The sequence below is a fragment of the Silvibacterium acidisoli genome (genome assembly GCA_022870745.1).
Lineage (GTDB): Bacteria > Acidobacteriota > Terriglobia > Terriglobales > Acidobacteriaceae > Silvibacterium.
Genome location: CP085323.1, coordinates 2,426,209 through 2,446,737 on the forward strand (window position 1 = coordinate 2,426,209; position 20,529 = coordinate 2,446,737).

Here is a 20,529-nt window from a genome sequence, read left to right on the forward strand (position 1 = left end):
ACATAGACCGGATGCCTGAACCACTTCTTCTCGATCGACAGATGCTCAAGCCGGGCATGAGATTGGCCGTCGCCGTCTCCGGCGGCGCTGATTCCGTGGCGCTCTTTCGCTGTCTCCTTACTGCCGCGCCCGAGGTGGGGTTTGTTCTGTCAGTCGTTCATCTGCATCACGGAATTCGCGGCGCCGAAGCGGATGAGGACGCGCAGTTTGTATCTCATCTCGCGTCGCGATATAGCCTTGTTCTTCATCGGCGCGACGTGGATACTCCGGCGGCCGCGCAAACCAGGAAAGAAACCCTGGAAGAAGCTGCGAGAAACCTGCGGTACGCATGGTTTGAGCAGCTGCTTGCATCTGGCGAAGTAGACGCCATCGCAACCGCACATACACTGGACGACCAGGCGGAAACGGTTCTGCATAAACTGCTGCGCGGGGCATGGACTGAAGGGCTGTCTGCGATTCATCCCGTCATTTCGTATCAGCGTGGCGAGATTATCCGGCCATTCCTTGCCACTCGCCGCGCATCGATCGAAGCGTGGCTGAAGGAGATCGGCCAGGATTGGCGCGAGGACGCGACAAATCGAGACGTTGCATACACTCGTAACCGTATCCGGCACGAATTACTGCCCGTTCTCGAAAGCTATAACCCGCAGGTGCGAACGCAACTCGCAAACCTGGCGACGCTGGCCCGGGACGAGGACATCTGGTGGCAGGCGGAGATCGCTCGCATCGCTCCTCCGCTCCTGTTGCCGGGTAAGCCGGTTCGCGGCGGAGGGCGTTCGGCGTCCACGCATCCCGAAGAGGCCAGTATTGCCCTCGAAATTGAGCGGCTGCCCCGCTCCATCGCCGTTCGGCGAAGGCTGCTGCGCGCCGCTGCCCGTCAACTCGGTGCAACCCTGAATTTTGAGCAGACTGAACGCGTGGTGGCCATGCTTGGCCCCGGAGCGAGCCGTCGTCAGACACTTACAGCCAGTCTGCGCGCCGAGCGCAGCCCACGTGAACTGCGGCTGATCTGGAGTGGCGCCAAACCTGAGAAATCCTGACAGAGATCAAGCCCCGCAAACCCTCCCCGGAAGATTTTTCACGCTTTTATCCAGCGTCAATCTTCACAGGGCAATGCGCTGTAACATGAAGAAAGAAGTGAGAGGTGTATGGCAGAAGAGAACGATTGGGTATTACTGATTGCAAGTGAAGTTGGCGGCACCGATTCGGTGTCGGATCGCGCCATGGAGCGCCTTGTCGATGCAATCAGTAAAGAGGGTTATGAAGTAGTTCGCACCGCGACGCCGGATGACGGCCTGTCGCTGGTGAAGTCTGACCCGTCGTTCAGCGCCATCCTGCTTGACTGGGATCTTGCAGGCGACCACCAGTTCGACCAGCGCGCTGCGCTGAAGATCATGCGCGAGGTGCGCCGCCGCAACAAGAAGGTGCCGATCTTCCTCATTGCGGACCGCACGCTGGTCAACGAGCTGCCGCTGGAAGTAGTCCGTCAGGTGCATGAATACATTCACCTTTTTGGCGACACGCCGGCCTTCATTGCCAGCCGCGTAGACTTCGCCGTTGAGCGCTACAACGAACAGCTGCTGCCGCCGTATTTCCGCGAGCTGAAGAAGTACAACGACCAGGGCGCTTACTCCTGGGACGCCCCCGGTCACATGGGTGGCGTCGCTTATCTCAAGCATCCGGTCGGCATGGAGTTTCACCGTTTCTTCGGTGAAAACCTGATGCGCTCTGACCTTGGCATCTCGAGCGCCCCGCTCGGCTCCTGGCTCGATCACGTGGGACCTGCCGGCGAATCGGAGCGCAATGCGGCGCGCATCTTCGGCGCCGATTGGACGTTCTACGTTCTTGGCGGTTCCTCGACCTCGAACCAGATCGTTGGCCACGGCGTGATCGGGCAGGACGATATCGTCCTCGTCGACGCCAACTGCCACAAGTCCATCTGTCATTCACTGACCACGACCGGTGCGCGGCCTGTTTATGCCACGCCGACGCGTAACGGCTACGGCATGATCGGCCTGGTGCCGCTCAATCGTTTCAGCCCCGAGTCGATCAAGCAGCTGATCGACGAAAGCCCGTTGACCACCGGCCTGCAGAACAAGGAATTAACTTACGCGGTAGTTACAAATTCGACTTACGACGGCCTCTGCTACGACGTGAATCGCGTTGTGACCGAGCTGGCGAAGTCTGTCCCACGCGTCCACTTCGACGAAGCCTGGTACGCCTACGCCAAGTTTCACCCCATCTATCGCGGGCGTTTCGCCATGGACGTGCCCGAAGAGATGCCGGACCGGCCCACGCTGTTTGCCGTCCAGTCGACGCACAAGATGCTGGCGGCATTCTCGATGGCCTCAATGGTGCACATCAAGCTCAGCCCCCGCGCGCCGCTGGAGTTCGACCAGTTCAACGAAGCCTTCATGATGCACGGCACGACCTCGCCGTTCTATCCGCTCGTGGCTTCGCTCGACGTGGCCGCCGCCATGATGGACGAGCCTGCCGGCCCGACGCTCATGGAAGAGACGATCGAGGATGCCATTAGCTTCCGCAAGGCCATGTCCTCGGTTGCGCACCGTCTGCGCGCCGCGGAGAACGGCGGCGGATGGTTTTTCCGGCTCTTCCAGCCCGACCAGGTGACCGATGCCACGGGTGCCACGCACGTCTTTGAAGAAGCGCCGGATCACATGCTGGCCAACGACCCCAGCTGCTGGACACTGAAGCCGGGTGAGGACTGGCATGGCTTCCGCGATGAGGATATCGCCGACGGCTACTGCATGCTTGACCCGACGAAGGTGACCATCCTGATGCCGGGTGTCAATGCACAGGGTGTGGTCAACGACTGGGGTATCCCCGCTGCGATCCTGACGGAATTCCTCGATGCGCGCCGCGTGGAAATCGCCCGTACCGGCGACTACACGGTGCTGGTGCTCTTCTCGGTCGGCACCAGTAAGGGTAAGTGGGGCAGCCTGCTCGAAAACCTCTTCGAGTTCAAGCGTCTTTACGACACCGAGGCTCCGCTAGAAGAAGCTCTTCCCGATCTTGTTGCCAAGTATCCGGCTCGTTATCGCAATGTCTCGCTGAAGGACCTGAGCGACGAGATGCATGCGGCTGTCGTCGAACTCAACCTGACCGGCCTTGTCGGTGAGGCCTGCAATCTCGACACCGACCAGGTACTGACGCCATCGCAGACCTATCAGAAGCTGATCCGCAACGGCACGGAGAAGGTGCGCTTCTCCGAGATGGCGAACCGTGTCACGGGCGTCATGCTCGTGCCATATCCTCCGGGCATTCCCGTCAGCATGCCGGGCGAGAGGCTCGGCAGCAAGGAGAGCGCGGTTATCCGCCTCATCCTCGCCATGGAAGAGTTCGGCAGGCGCTTCCCCGGCTTCGAACGTGAAGTGCATGGCGTTGAAGTCGATCCCGAGGGCAACTACTGGGTGCGTGCGGTTATCGAAACGCCGGGCAAGAACGGCAACGGAAGAAAGAGCGCTCCCAAGTCCGGTCCTCCGGTGAAGCGTCGCCGCCGTGTAAAGAGCAGCGATACCCCGGGTGGCGGCACGTCCGGCCAGGACAATCGCGACCAGACCGTACCGAGCAGCAGCGATATCAGCGGACAACGCTGATATCGCTGCTAGCGCAGCCTGCCCTGCTGGCCTGCCTCGGTGTGAGCCATGATTTCTTCCTCCACATTTGCTTCCTGCCCCGCGAACATCTCGCGCAACCTGCCTGCGACTCGCAGATGCCATTGCGACCGCCGCGCCGGGGGAATCTGCGCGTACAGCACTTCGCGGTAAAGTGCATGCGAGAAAACATAGAACGTGGAAAAGCTTCCGCCGGGGAGTTCATCTTCACCCGCGATTGAGATGAGGCGCACGCGGCGCGTCAGCCTGGAGTAAGCTTCTTCAACCTCGTCCAGCTCGCGGCCAAGCGCAGCTGCGGCAGCCCATGCGGGGAAGATCGAGCCCGATATGCAGCCGGCTTCGAGCAGCCGGCGATCCTCTTCACTGAGGCGTTCCAGCTGCAACCCGATCAGATCCGAGAGGCCATCGGGAACGCCCGGTTCTATCTCTTCGAGCGGCATCTTCAATGTGACTTCTCCGCCCTTGCTGCTGACGATCTGCTGTGTACGCAGGTGATCGAGCACGGCCGTCATAAACAGCGGATTGCCGGACGAGTGCTGATGCACCAGGCTCGACAGGCCTGAGGGTAGTTTCTCGGCTTCCAGCTCGCGCCGCAGGTAAGCCGAGACCGCATCTTTGCCAATCGGCCCGAGGCGCATCTTTTCGCCTCCGCGCCGGCTTATGAGGTCCTGCTCGAGCGCGCTCAGAGGGTGTTCCGGCGTCAGGTCCGTCTGGCGAAAGCTGGCCAGCAGCATCAGTTTCGCAGCACCGCGCCGTCTCGCTAACGCTGAGATGAGGTTCAATGTCGAGTCGTCCGCCCAATGGATATCTTCGAAGATCAGCAGCAGCGTCTCTGCCTGGGAAAGAGACTCGAGGGCCTCGCTGATTTCCCCGATCAGAGGTACGCCCGGTACTCCGTGAGAAAACCAGCCTGGAGCGGCTGCAGAGAGCAATGCGCGCGCCTTCTCGTCATTCGAGCAGCAGAGCTCGTTGACGGCCTCCCGCACGGGATAGAAGGACTCTTTGCCTCCGAAGCCTTCAAGGGACTGCCCTCGAGCGATACGTAGCTGCGGGACCGCGCACAGCTGCATACAAAATGCGTCGAGCAGAGCGGTTTTGCCTATGCCGGCCTCGCCTGTAAGGAAAAGCGTAAGCCGCTCGCCTTTGCGGACGCGCTCAAGCTTCTGGTGCAGCGCGGCAAGCTCCGCATCCCGGCCGAAGATAGATGCGGTCTGTGCTGGAGATTCATGCGATCCCGCCGAGCCCTCGACCGGCTCGGTAACGGCTGCGACGAAGCGATAGCCTCGCTTCGGAACCGTCTGGATATAGCGAGGAGAATCGAGATCGTCTCCAAGCAGCTTGCGTAGTTCCAGCACATACGTCCGCAGCACCTGCGGCTGTACATATGTTTCAGGCCACAGGGCTTCCAGCAGCTCATCGTGGGTTACAAGCCGGTCGGGATTTTCGACGAGATAGCGTAATACCGAAAACGGCCTCGGCGTCAGCGCGAGCCGTTCATCGCCCTGCCACAGGCACTCATTTTGCGTGTCGAGCCGGAAACTGCCAAAATGCCGCATCGTTCGCTGGAGAGCTCCTGAGTAAAAGTATGCACCTGCCGCTGTTCGCGTGGGATGAGGCAGTCCTGAATCGGCGATTTGTGACGGACCGCCGCCGAGCCTGTCCGGTCAGTGAAAGGTAACGAGCATGGCGCTCGCCGCAGGCATGGAGATGACATACCTGCCATGTACGCTCTGGATCGCCTCCTGGTTCCCGTTCCAGTCCCCGTTCGCTTCTACCGCACTGCTGCCCAGCGTGATGCCCTCGGTCGATTCGATCGATGGAGCCGAAAGACGAAGCAAGCTTGCGCGGCTGCTGCGCCTCCCCGGATCGATCGTCAGCTCGACTGTTTGCCTGCTGTTCTTGTTAAAGACCACTGTCTTCAGTGTCCCCTTTTCTCCACGAATGGCGTAGGCCGTCAGAAGTGGAGCATCAACGGGCCTCTCGAGCTGGATATCGACGAGATTGCCCGCGCCTGCCTGCTCGAAGAGCAGCATGCCGTGGTAGATCGGCTGCGCAGAGAAGCCTTTCTCGAGCGAGCCGCCAATCGGCGTATACCAGCCATTTCCGCCGGTGTGGAAGTTGATGCCTTCGCCGCCTGCCGCAGCGAGTTGGTACATCAGGTCCGCGCCCCATAAGGCCGACGCGAGCGTATTGCTCACTCCCGGTTTCCCGATGCCGTAGCAGGAGTTGGTCTCCGCAAGCCTGAAGGGCAGCTTCTCTTCGCTGGCTACCTGTTTCATGACGGCAAGCTGCTCGATGAGTTTTGGGTCAGGCTTCATCAGGCGATCGATGTTCATCGAGGGATCCGCCGGCGGTCCCTCGGCATAGTAGTGCTGCGAGATGAAGGCGATGTCTCCTGCGAATTTCTTCGCGAAGGAGGCCAGCCATTCGTTGTGCGCAGCGGTATCCGGCCCGCCAAGACGGGCGCCGCGCACACGTGATGAAATCACCTCGTAGAAGCTCTGCCACTCCTGCGCAAATTGATCGAAGTTGTAGGTGGGCTGCCGTACTCCGCTCATTGAAAACAGGTCGGGCTCATTGCAGAGCTGGAAGCCGATGAGCTTCGGCCCGATAACGGCGGTTACATAAGCTGCTTCGTCTGCGGCTGCAGCGGCGCTGCCCGTGCCCATGTTCAGTCCGTAGATCAGCTGCCATCCAGTGGCATCGAGAAAGTCGCGCAGATTGCGGATAGCGAGCGGGGTGATCTTGCGCGGTGGTTCCGCGTGCTTGCCGGTATCCGCGTCGATCGATTCGTGCCACTGCGCGGCTTGCGCTGCCACAGGCCCCGGCGTCCAGTAGGAGTATGCGCTGGTCCCGCCGCCCAGGCGCAGCACTCCGCTGCTGCCGAGGCGTTTTATCAGGCCCACCAGTTCCTGGTTTTTACCGGAGAAGAAATCGGGATTCTGCAGTTCGGCCGTCTCGTAACTCAGGCCGGTGAACGCCGGCCCGATGCGGTTTCCTGCAGCATGAGGATGGATGGTGAGCTGCGCTGACGAACCAGGTGCCGAGGCCATCAGCCCGCGAGGCAGAAGCGATGAGCCGGAAGCAAGCAGTGAAAGCTCAAGGAAGGTGCGGCGGCGCATGGGATCATTCGAGCATAGCCGGAGATGAGCGTCCAGCTATGCTCGAATGAGTGACCGTGCCTATTAGAGGCCAGGGCCGCTCAGGATGGGCATTGAGCAACCGCCGGTGTGAACAGTGCGGACCTGAAACTTGCCTTCACTCTCATCGCCCTTCGGCAGCGGATGCTGGAAGACGAGGTCAATTCCCAGCAGGCTCGCCATGGAACTGATCGCGCGCGACTGATGCGGGATCGTCGGAATGACGTTTGGCATTTCCGAGGTGATCACCAGGTCGACGACGCCGTTCACAGGGGTGAAGTTCGGAGTGAAGCATGCTCCGTGAAAAGTCACCGACGTGACCTGCTTATAGATCACGATCTGTTCGGTTGCGACGCTGGCGGGAATGATGCTGGCTGCCATCCCGCTGAAGCAGGGCTGCTTCGAGTCGGGATCGGTGGTGCTGACTTCGAGGTCGCTTTCCCAGTCGTTCGGAGGAATTGGGAGATTCACCGCGAGAGTCCATCCGCTGCCGATCGGCCGATTGCCGGGAACCATCGGAGTGTTCGAAGAGAGCTTCTTCTTTACGTCGCCGATTGTGATCGGGGTCGCTGTCGTTCCGGCTTCATATACCGGGTCGATGCAATGCCAGTAGTTCTCGAGCATGTACATGCTGCCCGTGTTGACGGTCGCTGCATGCAGGTGTTCGCAGGTCGGGGCATATACCTGTACTCCGGTCAGCGGAGTAGTGTCTGAAGATGCGTTGTTCGCGGTTTGAAGGGAAAAGACAAAGGCGCCTTCGAAGTGAATGCGCAGGTCAAAAGGGGTGACTGCTGCTTGTTCGTTCATGAATCAGCTCTTTCAACGTTGATTTCCCCATACCGGTAACGTAATACGCTGCCCAGTAATAGGGGTGGTGGTAAGCGCCGAGGCTGCTTACGGCAACTTCGGCATGGGAGAGAGCCTGGGGAGTGGTAAGGCCTTGCGCCAGACCAGAGTAAAAATTCTTCATCAGCGGCACGGCTGCTTCCGAGTCGACGTCCCAGTGGGTCGCCACGATGTCCGGCACCCCGTCGTCGGCCAGTTGCTCGACGAGGCCGGAAGGATCCGCGGAGTCATGCTCTTCCAGGCTGCCGGTTGAGCAGGCTGAGAGCACCACGATGCGGCACTTGCTCAGTGCTGCCTGGTGGAAGAGGCCGATATCCCGTATCCTGCGCGCCTCCGCATCGTCACGTGATTGATCGCGAGCAAGCATCAGGCGAGTATGGCCGGAAGAAGATACGGTATGGCCGGCGTAGTGAATCAGCCAGGTCCCCGGCATGGCGGACTCCATGGAGCGCGCCGTCGCGTTGAGGCCGGTCAACACTGTGGGGTGGTCCAGATACGCGGCCACCGACAGGGCCTCGACCTTGGCTTCTGGCAGTGGAACGGCCTCGCGCGCGTCGGGCAGAGAGGCTCCGACAACGAGCGCTGAGCTGGCCCTCAATTGGGCTTCCGATGCAGCGGAGGCATGAAGATGGCTGGCCGCCAGCAAAGAACGGACGCTGCTCAGTGCGACTTCCTGCCCGGCATACTCACCGTCTGCCAGCGGCAGGGCCGCTACGGGCAGGAACTCCATGGTGTCATCGAGGTAGAGAATCAGTTCCTGGTGCGGGGCAAACGCCGGAAGTGCCTGTTGGAGAAATCCGCGTTCGAGTTGCAGGCCCACGGCGCGCAGGCTTTCTTCGCTGCTGCGCGGGGTCGCGGTCATCTGTGCAAACGTCTGCGTCAGGCGGCTGAACTGATCCGGGTCGATCGTCGTCTGCTGCACCCGGATGCCGTCCCGATCGATCAGCCACGTCATCATTTTTCCGTCGAGCAGAGTGGTGCCGAGCACCTTCTTCCCTTTGAGCGACAAACGGAAGCGCTCGAGCGCGGGCGCCAGGCACTCAAAACCCTGCCCATGGCAGCCTTCGTCCGGTTCGAGGCCGCTCGACATCAGGCGATAGCGCTCCCATACGGCCAGGGCTTGAGCCGGGGAGCGCTTCTCTTCGAGTCGCAGCAGGGCCGAGGCCGCATAGGCTTCGCGTATGCGGCGGCTCCAGGCGGCGCGCTCCTCCTTGCCCTTGAGACGGTGGAAGTTTTCTTCAGCGATGGAGAGAGCGCGATCCAGGTGCGTCTGTGCCACGGCCTGCTTGCCCTCCTGCATGGCGAGACGTCCCATCGCTTCTTCATAACCCAGGTTCACGTAAGGAACATCGAGTGTCTGCACCGGCAGAGACGCCTCGACGAGCATTTGTTCCGCCGCGTCAGGCGCCTGCCGGCTGAGATAGGCCTCGGCCAACTGTAAATGTGTATCGGCAGAATAGCCGTGGAGTTTATCCACGCCGGGGACGGATGCAAGGAAGGCCTCAGCCTGCGGAAGCTGGTCTGTCGCTTCCGCAATCTCTCCCGCGCGCACCTCTGCCTGGATCAGGCGGAAGCGGTCTGCTGCCTCATAAGAAGGATGATCCAGCTTGGTGCTTAAGTGGAGCAGTTCGCGATCGAAGAGAACGGACGAATACACGTGGTTCGTTCGTTCCTCCGCGTAAGCCAGGTTCAGATAGAACTGGTTTGCACGCATTAGCGGATACGCGCCGCTCCAGAACAGGCGCAACCCTTCAAGGTTCGCCTTCCAGTCCGCATTCATGTTGCCTTCGAAATATTCCTCGTCGGCAAGAAATCCAAGCGCTCGCAGGCCGATCATTCCGTACCCTGCACCGGTCGCAATCGACGAGGCCTTACGGATATCCGCGACTGCCTTCGAGAAGTCCGTCTTCGCGGCCTCGCAACTGGAGGCATCGAGGTTCAGCTGCGCCTGGATCCAGGGATATCTCGCGGTTTCAATATCGGAACCCAGGTTGTGGAGGGCCGACAGGCATTGATCGACGGAAAAAAGTTGCTGCAGCTCGAACACTCGCGCTGCCTCGGCGCGCAGTATGCCGGGGCGGTTCTCCTCTGTCTGAAAAAGTGCCAGGGAGCGGCCGGCAAGCTTCAGGCCATTTCCAACATCGCCAAGGGAATCGGCTTCTAGCGCTGCTCCCAGGAGATATGCGGCGTTCGTCGACTGTGCCGTGTGAGTCTCTGCCAGGAAATCCTTCAGCCATGTGTCGTGATGTTGCGTTTCGAGAGAGTCTGCCAGCGCGCGCAGCAGGGTTCGTGCCGCAAGACATTGCGACTGGCAAAGATCGGAGTTGTTATCGGGGCCTTGTTGCGGGAAGGAGAGTTGAAGAAGATGAGGTAGTTGAAGCGTCAGGAGTTCTTCATCGCGTTGAGCCAGTAAAGCCGGGCTGCGGGCCAGCCTGAACATGCCTTCCGGTGTCTGCAGATACGGAGCGAGGATGCTCTGGTTGTGATCGCATTCTTTCTCTTTGGCTTCAACGGCGAGGAGGCGCTTGCGGCCGTCCTCCAGCCATTTCTTGTCTTTCTCCGCCGCGAGGAACTTCTTCCACACGTCCATCTCGACCGTGTACTGGCAAAGGCTGTCTAGAACCACGGCCTCGTTGTAAAGCACGACGGAGTTATTGGGCTGGAGCCGCGCCGCATGTTCGAGATAATCGAGGGCGGCAGCCTGGTCGGCGGGCGTGTCGGTTGCCTTCGCGCGCAGCAGGTACGCGGAAGCAATATCGGTGAGTGCCGGGACATTCGAAGGATCCGCTGCCAGGACGCGCTTGAGGGTGTCGATCGCGGAGTTGTAATCCCCGTTCAGCACATCGGCGCGGGCCTCCAGCGCCAGCCAGTGATTGTCTTCCGGCGATTTGAGGAGCGCCTGGGTGATAGTAGCCCTTGCCTCAAGCAGCGGCACAGAATCGTTATCGTTTCGCGAATCTGCTCCCGCGGCACGCTGATGATGGCTGGCCTGCACGGGGGCAAACCCGGCCATCGGAATCCGCAAATCCATCTGCCGCTGACCGGTATAAGCCGACGCGAGCTGGAACTCCGGAGAGGTGTGTGTGCGGAAGCCGCTCGGCAGCAGCAGGAAGAAGACGACCGCCGCCAGTGCGCCGGAAAATCCTAACGAAAGAGGGAGCAGGTAGCGCCGTGAAAAGAAGCCTCGCCGGGCTTCGTTTCGTTCTCCCTGGACCATCCGGGCTGCCATGCGATCCTGCCAGCGCGAGCGTGAAACCGGCAGCTTCGCGAGTTCCGCTGCTTCTTCCGGGGATTCGTCCTTAAAGATGGCTCCCCAGTAGTGCAGCCGGGGAGCGCAGGTCTGGCAACGTGCCGCGTGCTCCACCACTTTCAGGCTCTCTTCCGGAGACAGCTCGCCCGATGCCGCCTGAAACCATTCCGCTTCCGTCGGGCAGCCGGATGCCGGGGGTACGGCACCCCGGGCGCCTGGCACCTGTGAAGTGCCGCGCAGCAGAGCCTCGAGATTTTTATAGAAAGAGTCGTCGGGAGAGCTCATAACCATTCACTCTTCTCTACCGCAGGCGAAGGCAGGAATCCTTCACGGGGCACTATATTTTTTTGCGGAACAACCGTTGCGGTTTGCCTGATATGGGAACGGATGAGAGAGGTCATGCGGTGCAGCGCGCTTTCGACACCCTTGACGCTCAGGCCGATGCCCGGAAGTCCGGCAATGGCTCCCGCTGTCATCCCCTGCTGGTAGTACAGCCAGAAAACGGTACGGTCGCGCCGGTTTGTTTCCTGGTGCGAGGTCGTTTCCAGCAACTGGTCGATCTCGCGGAGAAGCAGGTCGCGCTCCATCCACTCGATGCTTTGCAGTGCGCCGGAGCGCAGGTCGGGATAACCATCGGTTACCTGTTCTTCGCTCTGTCCTCCACCGCGCTTGACGCTGTGACGCCGGCGAAAGTGGTCGTTTGCCGTCGCAGCGGCGACAACCTTCAGAAAGGCGGGAAACGAATCGGGAGAAAGAGGCTTGAAATCGCGCAGGATCTTGCGGTCGTTTTCGCAGAACTTCAGGAAAACATCTTGCACAATATCATCGACGGCCGTCGGCGGCACACCCCATAGTCTTGTTACGCGCAGCACCGTCAACGAGATTGGACGGGTAAATCGCTGGACAAATTCCAGCCACTCTTCCGCTCCACCTCGGACCGCACACAGACGAACAAGATCGTTCGATGATAGATCCCGAATAACCACGAGTGTGGCATTAGGTTACATCAATCTGATTACGTTTACATGGCGGCAGAGCGTGCCACTTATGGGGGATATCGTTTTCCTAACTAAGGAGTTGTTTCTCTGTAACCGGGCTTCCGGCGCGGAGCATTGGAGGGTCCGGCTAATCCCTCTTACTCGCCCTTTACTTCCTCGGCAATAACCAGAAATCCCGTCAGATTTGCCAGGCCGAACGATGTCGTTATGGCCACATCCGAGGCGTCACGGCCGACTGCCATCAGCACCCTTCCCACGCGGGGAACATTGAATCGGGCATCGAATGTCCACCATCTGCCGGAGAGGTACACCTCAAACCATGCGCTGAAGTCCATCGGCGGGGGCAGCGGGGGAATCTGTATGTCGCCCAGGTATCCGGTCGCGTAGCGGGCAGGAATGTTCAGGGCGCGCAGCAGGGTGATGGCCAGGTGCTGGAAGTCCCTGCATACCCCCTGCCGTTCCGTGTAGGTGTCGAGCGCCGTCTTGGTCGGCCGCGCGAAGGGGTAGCCGAAAGTGACCTTGGTATGCACCCAGTCACAGACGGCCTGTACCCGGGACCAGCCCTGGGGAAGATTGCCAAAGAGCTCGTAGGCCGTATTGGAGAGCCGGTCAACCTCGCAGTAACGGCTCGGCATCAGGTATTGCAGCACATCGCTCGGCAGCTCCGCCACCGGATGCTCCATTGCATCGAGCGCAACAGGATCGAGCTTGCCACTGTCGTAAACCAGCGAATCGTTTGAGAGGCGCAGGGGGCCTGCCGGCGCGTTGAAACGGGTACAGATGTTTCCGTAGCTGTCGATGTAGCTCTCCGTAGGCAGCTCGGGTTCGATCTTCATCCCGTCAGGCTTACGCAGATCGGACGTGCGGGATGGATGTACGTTGAGCATCGACACGAAAGACACCGGTGCGGGAAGATCAAATTGGATGTCATACCCAATACGGATCAGCATGAGGAGCGTTCCTTGTAGCGTGGTCAGCCTGCCGCGAACTTCTGGCAGGGCAATCATTAAGATGCGTTAAATACACGTCCACATCCATTCCGGTAAAGTTTTATGTAGAGAGGTGTTCTGCTTGACCTACTGTCTTGGCATCATGACGCATCAGGGGCTGGTGATGGCTTCGGACTCGCGAACCAACGCCGGTTTCGACCAGGTGAACGTCTGCCGGAAGATGCACACCTTCGTGAATCCAGGCCAGCGTGCCTTCGTCGTGCTCACCAGCGGCAGCCTGTCGCTGACGCAGTCAGTGATCACGCTGCTGCGGGACGAGTTCACCGCCGGCGAGGGGCTGGCCAAAGCAGCTTCGACCTACGAAGCCGCGCGCGTCGTAGGGGAGTGCGTGCGCAAGGTCTCGGACATGGATCGGGCATCGCTCGAGCGCGACAATTTCAGTTTCAACATTAATTTATTGCTTGGCGGCCAGGTGAAGGGCGAAGCTTCGTCCCAGCTCTACATGATTTATCCGCAGGGCAATCCGCTGAGCGCGACCCACGAGTCGCCCTATCTGCAAATAGGTGAAAGCAAGTATGGCAGGCCGATCCTCGACCGCGGCATTGTGCGCGGCTCGACTTCGCTTGAAAATGCAGCCTTGTACGCGCTGCTCTCTTTCGACGCTGCCATGCGATCAAATGTGACCGTTGGCCCGCCGATCGAAATCCTGCTTTACGAAAACGACAAGCTGGAGTTCGACCGTTACCGCAAGTTCGCCGCCGACGACCCGGAGATGCTGCAACTGCATCGTAAATGGGAGCACTCGCTTCGCAGGGCTGTGGAGGAGTTGCCCGATATCCACTTCAACGCCTGTTTGCCTGATCTTCCCTAGCCCGTTCTGAGGCAACGGCGTCTCGGAAGAAACCTGGGAACGAACACCCCTCACGGTAAGGAGTGCATCAATGGATCGCAGAGATTTTCTGAAGACGGCTACGATCGCCGCCGGAGCAGCCGCTACCGGCCCCTGGTCTGTACCCGCTCTACGCGCCGAAGAGGCAACACCGGAAAGCAACGGGATGATCTACCGCACACTGGGCAACACCGGCGTGCGTGTTTCCGCACTAGGGCTCGGGGGGTACCACATCGGCAGGTCCCAGATCTCCGAGGACGACAGTATCAAGCTAATGCGCGCCGCCATCGATCGCGGCATCAATTTTCTCGATAACTGCTGGGACTATAACGATGGAGTTAGCGAAGTGCGCATGGGGAAAGCCCTGCGCGGCGGCTACCGTGACCGTGCTTTTCTGATGACCAAGATTGACGGCAGAACGAAAGAAGCCGCAACGCAGCAGATCGACGAATCACTGAAGCGTCTGCAGGTAGACCGCGTTGACCTGATGCAGTTGCACGAGGTGATTCGCCTCGAAGATCCAGACCGCGCCTTCGCGGAAGGCGGGGCCATCGAAGCGCTGCAGGAGGCGAAGCAATCCGGCAAGATCCGCTTTATCGGCTTCACCGGGCACAAGGATCCGTACGTTCACCTGCGCATGCTCGAAACCGCGAAGCGGAATGGCTTTCACTTCGACACGGTGCAGATGCCGGTCAACGTGATGGACGCGCACTTCCGCAGCTTCACCCACGACGTGCTTCCGGTTTTGCATCGCGAAGGCATAGCGCCGCTCGGCATGAAGGCCTTCGGCGACCACTTCATCCTCGACAGCAACACGGTCAAGCCCATCGAGTGTTTGCACTACTGCCTGAATCTGCCGGTCGCCGTGCAGATCACCGGGATCGACAGCATGCAGATTCTGGATCAGGCCTTCGAGGCCACCAGAACATTCAAGCCGATGACGGAGCAGCAGGTCGCGAGCCTGCTTGAGCGCACCAGGGCGGCAGCGCAGGTTGGCAAGTTCGAGTTATATAAAACAACCAACCACTTCGACGGAACCGCGCACAATCCCCAGCTCCTGGGGTAGCTTCAAGGGGAAAGGCTATTGCGCTTCGCCGATGGCGTAGTAGCCTTTGCGTGCCTGGATCTTCAGCCCATCTCCCTTGCAGGAGATATCGACCTTGCGGAAGCTGCCGTCGAGCTTGGTGTTCGTCGGTGTATAGGTGGCGAGATACTGCGTGCGCAGCTCTTCTTCAATCTGCGCGAAGGCGTCCTCGAGCTTCTTGCCATTGTTGCCGACGTTGATCACGCGTCCGCCTGTTTCCGAGCTGAGCTTCTGCATCTGCGCATCGCCGCTGTAGCCGAAAGTGGTGTGCATGCCATAGAACGGCCGATCGGCGATGAGAATGACGTAGATGATGGCATTGGCTTTTTGTGCCGCTTCAATCGCCTGCGCCGGCTTGGTCTCGGAGCCCATGTCCTCGCCGTCCGTCAGCAGGATGAGCGCCTTGCGCCCCGTCTCCGTACCCAGCTTCTGGCTTGAAACCTGCGCCACTGCATCGTAGAGCAGCGTCCCCTTGGGCGCGCCCTGTGTCGGTACCGGACCCTGTCCGATGCCGGGGACACCAACCTGTCCGCTGCCTGCGCCGGTATTGATCTCGGTCTTATCGAGAGCGCGGGTGAGTGCGCTGACGTTATTCGTAAAGTCCTGCTCGAGGTTCACTCCTACGTCGAAGCTGACCAGGAAGGCCTGATCCTTGGCGCGGACCACGTCGCGAAGGAATTCGCCGCCTGCCTGCTGCTCCAACGGCAGCACATTCTGCTGGCTGCCGCTCGTGTCGACGAGAATTCCGAGGGTCAGCGGCAGGTCCGACTCGGCCGAGAAGTTCTTGATGGTCTCAGGATGCTTGTCTTCCAGAATCGAGCAGTCGCTCTTCGCCAGCGTCGGAATCAGTCCGTTATGCTTGTCGCGCACCGTAAAAAACAGGCTGACGAGGTTGACGTTGACCCGGAGGGTGGTTGCCGGCGCCGCAGTCTCGTCCGGGGTGTCCGGCACATTGCTTACCGGTGGCGCGTCCGGTGAGGGCGCAGACTGGGCCTGCATGGCGGAAATGGAGCATGCGGCGAGAAGCAGCGCGAGAAAGGCAGTCGGACGGCGGGAAGATCGCATAAATACTCCGTTAGACGGGGTTCCGAGAGGAAAGGTCTTCGCCGGATTGGAGCACAACGGAATCCGGTTTCGGGGAGCGTAAAACGCAAGTCCCCAAAGATGAATCTGATAGTCTGAGCATACGCTTTCCTGGCCCTGGAATTGCAGGTTGCCCAGGGGACGCGTCGCGCGTCTAACAAGATTGGACATTTACGGGGTATCCCAAGGGGTACTTTCGCCGGTTTACGGCGCGTAGTTGGAGGAGTTTTCTGGTGATGCAAGGCGCTTTGGCAATCGCGTTGTCCTTCTTTCTTCTAGGAGGCGGCCAGCAGGACAATACACAGCAACAACAGCCGTCTTCGATTCCCGATGCTCCGTCCCCATCAGGCGTGCAGGACCTGAAAAGTGGAGTCAAGCCCGGCGCTGCTGCCACGCCGGATTCCAAGAGTGGCGAACAGACCACCCCCCCGGCGTCTTCGCCTGCCGCCGCACCGCAGGCCGCTCCCGGCAGTCCTGATACCTTCCAGCAGGAAGCTCCTGAAACGCCTAGCAGCGCTGCAGCGAATCAGGCTTTCGTCATCCATGTTCCCGTTAATTACGTTGACGTTCCGGTCACCGTCCGCGATAAGCACGGCAACCTGGTTCCCGGCCTTACCTGGCGCCAATTCCGTATATACGAAGATGGCGCGCGCCAGCGCATCGCGTATTTCACGGTCGATCCGTATCCGCTCTCGGTGGCATTTGTCATCGATCAGAGCCTGCCCAGCGACGTAATGAAGAAGGTCAACCAGAGCCTCGCGGCGCTGCCCGGTGCCTTTTCCCCGGCAGACACGGTTGCTGTCTTCACCTATAACAGCAGCACCGAGATGGTGAGCGACTTCACCGGCGCGCAGGGGCAGCGTCTTCCCATTGTGCTGGCCCGGGCACAGAAGCCGGGCCGCGATATGGGCATGCCGATCACCAGCGGTCCGCTGGCGACGGGCATGATCATCAACGGTCAGATTCCCGATCCGAATCTCGCAGCCCAGCGTGGCGGCGGCGTCAGCTTCATTACCGCACCCAAGGAAATCCATCCGCTTAACGATGCCATCCTGGCCGCCGCGCAGGCGCTTGCCAAGCAGCCCAAGGGCCGCCGCCGCATTCTTTACGTCATTACCGACGGCAAGGAAGCTCGCAGCAAGGCCAGCCAGAAGGAAGTGCTTCGCTACCTGCTGACCAATAACATCGGCGTGTACGGAACCCTGGTGGGTGACTCCGCAACCTGGGGTATCGGCTATCTGGACAAGCTGCGCCTGCCGCTGATGCCGACTGACAACGTGATGCCGCGTTATGCCCTTACCACGGGTGGTTCGATCGATACGGAACTATCAGAGAACGCCATCCAGATGAGCTTCTCTAAGATCACCGAGGCGGTACGCACCCAATACACACTCGGCTACTACAGCCACTCGCCGGCGATCAGCGGCAAGCACCATACCGTCGATGTGCACGTGGAGGGCCTCACAGGACTCGATGTCACGGCGAAGGAAGGCTACTATCCGTCCATGGCGGACGTAACGCCATAGCCGGGATAGCAGGAATAGAAAAGCGGTTCGCCATGGGCGAACCGCTTTTTGTTGCGTAATTTTGAGCGAAGGAGCTTACTTGGCCTGGGTCGCGGGTGTCGCGTCAGTCTTGGCCGCTGTATTTTCCTGCTTGGTTGCGTCGGAGGGACCGCTCTTGATGCCATCCTTGAAACCGCGAAGACCTTCACCCAGTCCCTTGCCGAGCTCAGGAAGCTTGCGGGGTCCGAAAATCAAAAGGGCGATCACCAGGATGATGATGAGGTGAGTGGGTGTAAACAGATTGTCCAACATGGTGTGTTGTCTCCCAGATCCAGAGGGTCTGCGCAAGTACTATCTCACAATTATTGTAGTACAGGGTAGTGCGTGGCGCGTCCTTTAGCTTGAGAACGTGGCTCCGTTGGGATTTGGATTGCGGTCGGAGTGACGGAACAGGACAGAAGCCGTCTCACCCATGTATCGTGAAAGATTGAGGGGTATTTCGACGTAGCAAGCGCCGGTCGGCCCGCTGAAAGTGATTTTGGAGGTTGTTTCTTTTGAAGCACGTGCGGAAGGTTGTCTTTTCTCTGGCTGCGGCTGTCCTGCTGCTGTCGTTTTCGATTCGGGCCCAGGCACAGTATCGGCAGCCGATAGTCGCACCGAACGATACCCTGGCTAATGTTCGTTATGACTACAAATGGGAATTCTACGGCGGCGTAGCCTACTCCCACTTCAACGCCGGTCCTTCGCTGGTTCGCGGCGCGAACCTCGGCGGCTTCGAAGCCCGGGCAGACCGCTTCTTCACCCCGCGCTGGGCGGCGGTAGGCGATGTACGCGGTTACTACGGTACCAGCGGCACGCAGCCGAACCCTTACGGCATCCGTGGACCGTTCGTGAGTGAGACCATGTTCCTGGGCGGCGCGGAATATCGCGGCCCCAGCAACCAGCACGCTTCGATCTCGCTGCACGCACTCGTCGGCGGAGCCTATGGCAGCTTCGAGCGCGGCCTGTATGACCAGAACAACCAGCCGGTCGCTCCTATCAACGTCGGATTCTTCAATAACCAGGTGGCCTTCGGCAGCGCTTTTGGCGGCACCATCGACCTGAACCGCTCGCCACGCCTTGCCTTCCGCATCTCTCCCGATGCAACGCTCACGGACTTCGGCAGCGCCGGACTGAAGGGCCAGTTCGCCATCTCGGTGGGCCTTGTTTACCGCATGGGCCACGATCACGCGAAGCGAAAGTAGCGGGTTCAGCATGGAGAAAATGCGCGCCTGATCGGGCGCGCATTTTTCTTTATATGGCCTGTGCCGGCGCCTATACTTCCTCTGCGGAACGCCTGCAACCCCTTCTCTGTTTCGCGTGACAAGCTTGTCGGCGATAGGGACAACGGGACCATGCCACAGAAATGGAATGACAGCGATACCACGTTTCACCTGGCCATCAACATGGCGGGAGCCGTCTCTGCCGGCGCGTACACCGCCGGAGTCCTCGACTTTCTGATGGAAGCCCTGGAGCAGTGGTATGCCTCCAGGTCCGGCATCAATCATCCGCCGGTACCGATGCACGACGTCTCAATCGATGCTTTTTCCGGCGCATCCGCCGGAGGGATGTGCGCCGCCATCGCCGCGGTCATGGTGCAGGGAAGCTTCCAGCATATCCGCAACCCCGCAGACGCAAGCGTACAGGGCACAACAAACCGGTTCTACGAGAGCTGGGTCAACAAGATCGATATCGAGCCTCTGCTCCGCAAGAGGGACCTGGAGGGCAATGCCCCCGTAGTCTCGCTGCTCGACTCCACCATCATCGACGAGATCGCCGACTATGCGCTCACTCCTGGCCCGGCGACCCAGCGGCCATATATTTCGAAGACGCTGACTCTCCTGCTGACCCTGACCAATGTACGGGGAATTCCGTACTCGTTAAATGGTTCAGCGGAGGGCTCTGCCGAAGAGAACATCGCCTACTACGGCGACCGCCTTCAGTTTGAGACGGTAGCTAACCCTGTGCAAAAGCCCATCTTTCCCGGAGCCCGGCCTCTACCGCTGGGGGTAGATGCCGACGCATGGCCGCTGCTGAAAGATGCCGCCAAGGCGACCGGAGCGTTTCCGCTCTTTTTGGCTCCACGGAAGATCCAGCGGCTGGCCGATGACTATGGAAATTCCCCCTGGGAGACTTTCTCCGATCCTGCTCCGGCAGGGATCTGGCCCGATTGGCCGCTCAAAGCCGGAGACGCCATCGAAACCCTGAACGTGGACGGCGGCGTAACGGATAATGACCCTTTCCAGCTGTCGCATGACTTTCTCGCCATCCAGAATCCCAACGCATACGTGGACCTGGTAACTCGCGAGCTCGTAAATCCTCCTGAAGCGGACAAGGCAAACTGTGCGGTGTTGACGGTTGCACCTTTTCCGGCAGAATCCCTTTTTGATAAGGATTTTGACCCCCTGGCCAACAGCGGAGTGCTTGCCATGCTGCCCCGGCTTTTCACCGCGCTGGTTTCGCAATCGCGATTTTTCGGCGAGTCCTTAAGCGCGGTCATGGCCGGAGCTTCCTGCAGCCGGTTTGTCCTGGCGCCGTCAGACGCCGATCACCCGGGAAAGCTGGCTCTCCAGTGCGGGCTGCTCGGGGCCTTTGGCGGCTTTTGCGAGCGGGGATTCCGCGCCCACGACTACCAGCTCGGACGCCGCAACTGCCAGAAGTTTCTGCGCGACCATTTTCGTCTGTCTGTCGGCAACCCTGTTGTTGCAAACGGGTTAGAGAAGATGGCGGACGAAGAGAAGATGGCGGTGCTGCAGGCATTCGACCCGAAAGGGCACGGAACATTGCCCATCATTCCGCTCTGTGGCACAGCAATCCCCGAGATTCCGCAGCCGGCACGGGCCACGATAACGAAAGCCCGGCTTCGCCGCATCGAGAAATGGTGCACCCGCCGCATGCACGCGGTTGCGAAACCGCTACTGGAGTCGGTTTTTGGCAGGGGGTTCGTTGCCTGGTCGCTGAACGTCGCGCTTTATCCCCTGATTTCTACCGTGATCAAAAATAAGGTTCGGAACTATCTCAATAAGGAACTGGCCCACGTGATCGCAAAATGACGGGTGGCCGTCAGGGAATTCAGAGGCGCTCCCGTGCTAACGTAAAAAGTTCGGGAC

15 protein-coding genes are annotated in these 20,529 nt (G+C 59.9%); 7 read left to right on the forward strand and 8 right to left on the reverse strand.

Going from position 1 to position 20,529, the window contains the following annotated elements:
* Nucleotides 1-11: 11 nt before the first annotated feature.
* Both tilS and LJD29_RS10115 read left to right on the forward strand, forming a co-directional pair.
* Nucleotides 12-1,040, forward strand: a complete 1,029-nt coding sequence (gene tilS / locus LJD29_RS10110; RefSeq protein WP_446745634.1) for a tRNA lysidine(34) synthetase TilS — start codon at nucleotides 12-14, stop codon at nucleotides 1,038-1,040.
* A gap of 108 nt (nucleotides 1,041-1,148) precedes the next feature.
* Nucleotides 1,149-3,617, forward strand: coding sequence for an Orn/Lys/Arg family decarboxylase (locus LJD29_RS10115; RefSeq protein WP_446745635.1), 2,469 nt, complete (start codon nucleotides 1,149-1,151; stop codon nucleotides 3,615-3,617).
* Nucleotides 3,618-3,625: 8 nt separating this feature from the next.
* On the opposite strand, the gene LJD29_RS10120 is transcribed toward LJD29_RS10115, so the two are convergent.
* From LJD29_RS10120 to LJD29_RS10145, 6 genes are all read right to left on the reverse strand, one after another.
* Nucleotides 3,626-5,191: an ATP-binding protein gene (locus LJD29_RS10120; RefSeq protein ID WP_446745636.1), complete on the reverse strand. Its 1,566-nt coding sequence runs from the start codon at nucleotides 5,189-5,191 to the stop codon at nucleotides 3,626-3,628.
* A gap of 108 nt (nucleotides 5,192-5,299) precedes the next feature.
* Nucleotides 5,300-6,757 carry a glycosyl hydrolase family 79 C-terminal domain-containing protein gene (locus tag LJD29_RS10125; protein WP_446745637.1) on the reverse strand — a complete coding sequence of 486 codons (1,458 nt, stop codon included), beginning with the start codon at nucleotides 6,755-6,757 and terminating at the stop codon, nucleotides 5,300-5,302.
* Nucleotides 6,758-6,820: 63 nt separating this feature from the next.
* The gene (locus LJD29_RS10130) at nucleotides 6,821-7,582 is read right to left on the reverse strand and encodes a hypothetical protein (RefSeq protein ID WP_446745638.1); all 762 of its coding nucleotides are present in this window, start codon (nucleotides 7,580-7,582) and stop codon (nucleotides 6,821-6,823) included.
* Nucleotides 7,551-11,156 (reverse strand): CHAT domain-containing protein, encoded by a 3,606-nt coding sequence (locus LJD29_RS10135; protein ID WP_446745639.1) that lies wholly within the window; start codon nucleotides 11,154-11,156, stop codon nucleotides 7,551-7,553. Before LJD29_RS10135 ends, LJD29_RS10130 begins: the two co-directional genes overlap by 32 nt.
* A complete protein-coding gene (locus LJD29_RS10140; RefSeq protein ID WP_446745640.1) occupies nucleotides 11,153-11,689 on the reverse strand; it encodes an RNA polymerase sigma factor in 537 nt (178 codons plus the stop codon). The genes LJD29_RS10135 and LJD29_RS10140 overlap by 4 nt, the downstream gene beginning before the upstream one ends.
* A gap of 317 nt (nucleotides 11,690-12,006) precedes the next feature.
* On the reverse strand, nucleotides 12,007-12,819 hold the full coding sequence (locus tag LJD29_RS10145) for a transglutaminase-like domain-containing protein (RefSeq protein WP_446745641.1): 813 nt from the start codon (nucleotides 12,817-12,819) through the stop codon (nucleotides 12,007-12,009).
* A 121-nt stretch (nucleotides 12,820-12,940) separates the two neighbouring features.
* On the opposite strand from LJD29_RS10145, the gene LJD29_RS10150 reads away from it, so the two are divergent.
* Entirely contained in the window at nucleotides 12,941-13,690 is a 750-nt protein-coding gene (locus tag LJD29_RS10150; protein ID WP_446745642.1) for a proteasome-type protease, read from the forward strand.
* Between the two features lie 70 nt (nucleotides 13,691-13,760).
* A complete protein-coding gene (locus LJD29_RS10155; protein ID WP_446745643.1) occupies nucleotides 13,761-14,774 on the forward strand; it encodes an aldo/keto reductase in 1,014 nt (337 codons plus the stop codon).
* 15 nt (nucleotides 14,775-14,789) lie between these two features.
* Here LJD29_RS10155 and LJD29_RS10160 read toward each other — a convergent pair whose 3' ends face one another.
* Nucleotides 14,790-15,857, reverse strand: coding sequence for a VWA domain-containing protein (locus tag LJD29_RS10160; protein WP_446745644.1), 1,068 nt, complete (start codon nucleotides 15,855-15,857; stop codon nucleotides 14,790-14,792).
* A 254-nt stretch (nucleotides 15,858-16,111) separates the two neighbouring features.
* Here LJD29_RS10160 and LJD29_RS10165 point away from each other — a divergent pair, with 254 nt between their 5' ends.
* Nucleotides 16,112-17,401, forward strand: coding sequence for a VWA domain-containing protein (locus LJD29_RS10165; protein ID WP_446745645.1), 1,290 nt, complete (start codon nucleotides 16,112-16,114; stop codon nucleotides 17,399-17,401).
* 75 nt (nucleotides 17,402-17,476) lie between these two features.
* On the opposite strand, the gene tatA is transcribed toward LJD29_RS10165, so the two are convergent.
* On the reverse strand, nucleotides 17,477-17,692 hold the full coding sequence (tatA, locus tag LJD29_RS10170) for a twin-arginine translocase TatA/TatE family subunit (RefSeq protein WP_446745646.1): 216 nt from the start codon (nucleotides 17,690-17,692) through the stop codon (nucleotides 17,477-17,479).
* A 242-nt stretch (nucleotides 17,693-17,934) separates the two neighbouring features.
* Here tatA and LJD29_RS10175 point away from each other — a divergent pair, with 242 nt between their 5' ends.
* Entirely contained in the window at nucleotides 17,935-18,624 is a 690-nt protein-coding gene (locus tag LJD29_RS10175) for a hypothetical protein (protein WP_446745647.1), read from the forward strand.
* 150 nt (nucleotides 18,625-18,774) lie between these two features.
* Nucleotides 18,775-20,472, forward strand: a complete 1,698-nt coding sequence (locus tag LJD29_RS10180) for a patatin-like phospholipase family protein (RefSeq protein WP_446745648.1) — start codon at nucleotides 18,775-18,777, stop codon at nucleotides 20,470-20,472.
* The last annotated feature ends 57 nt before the right edge of the window (nucleotides 20,473-20,529 follow it).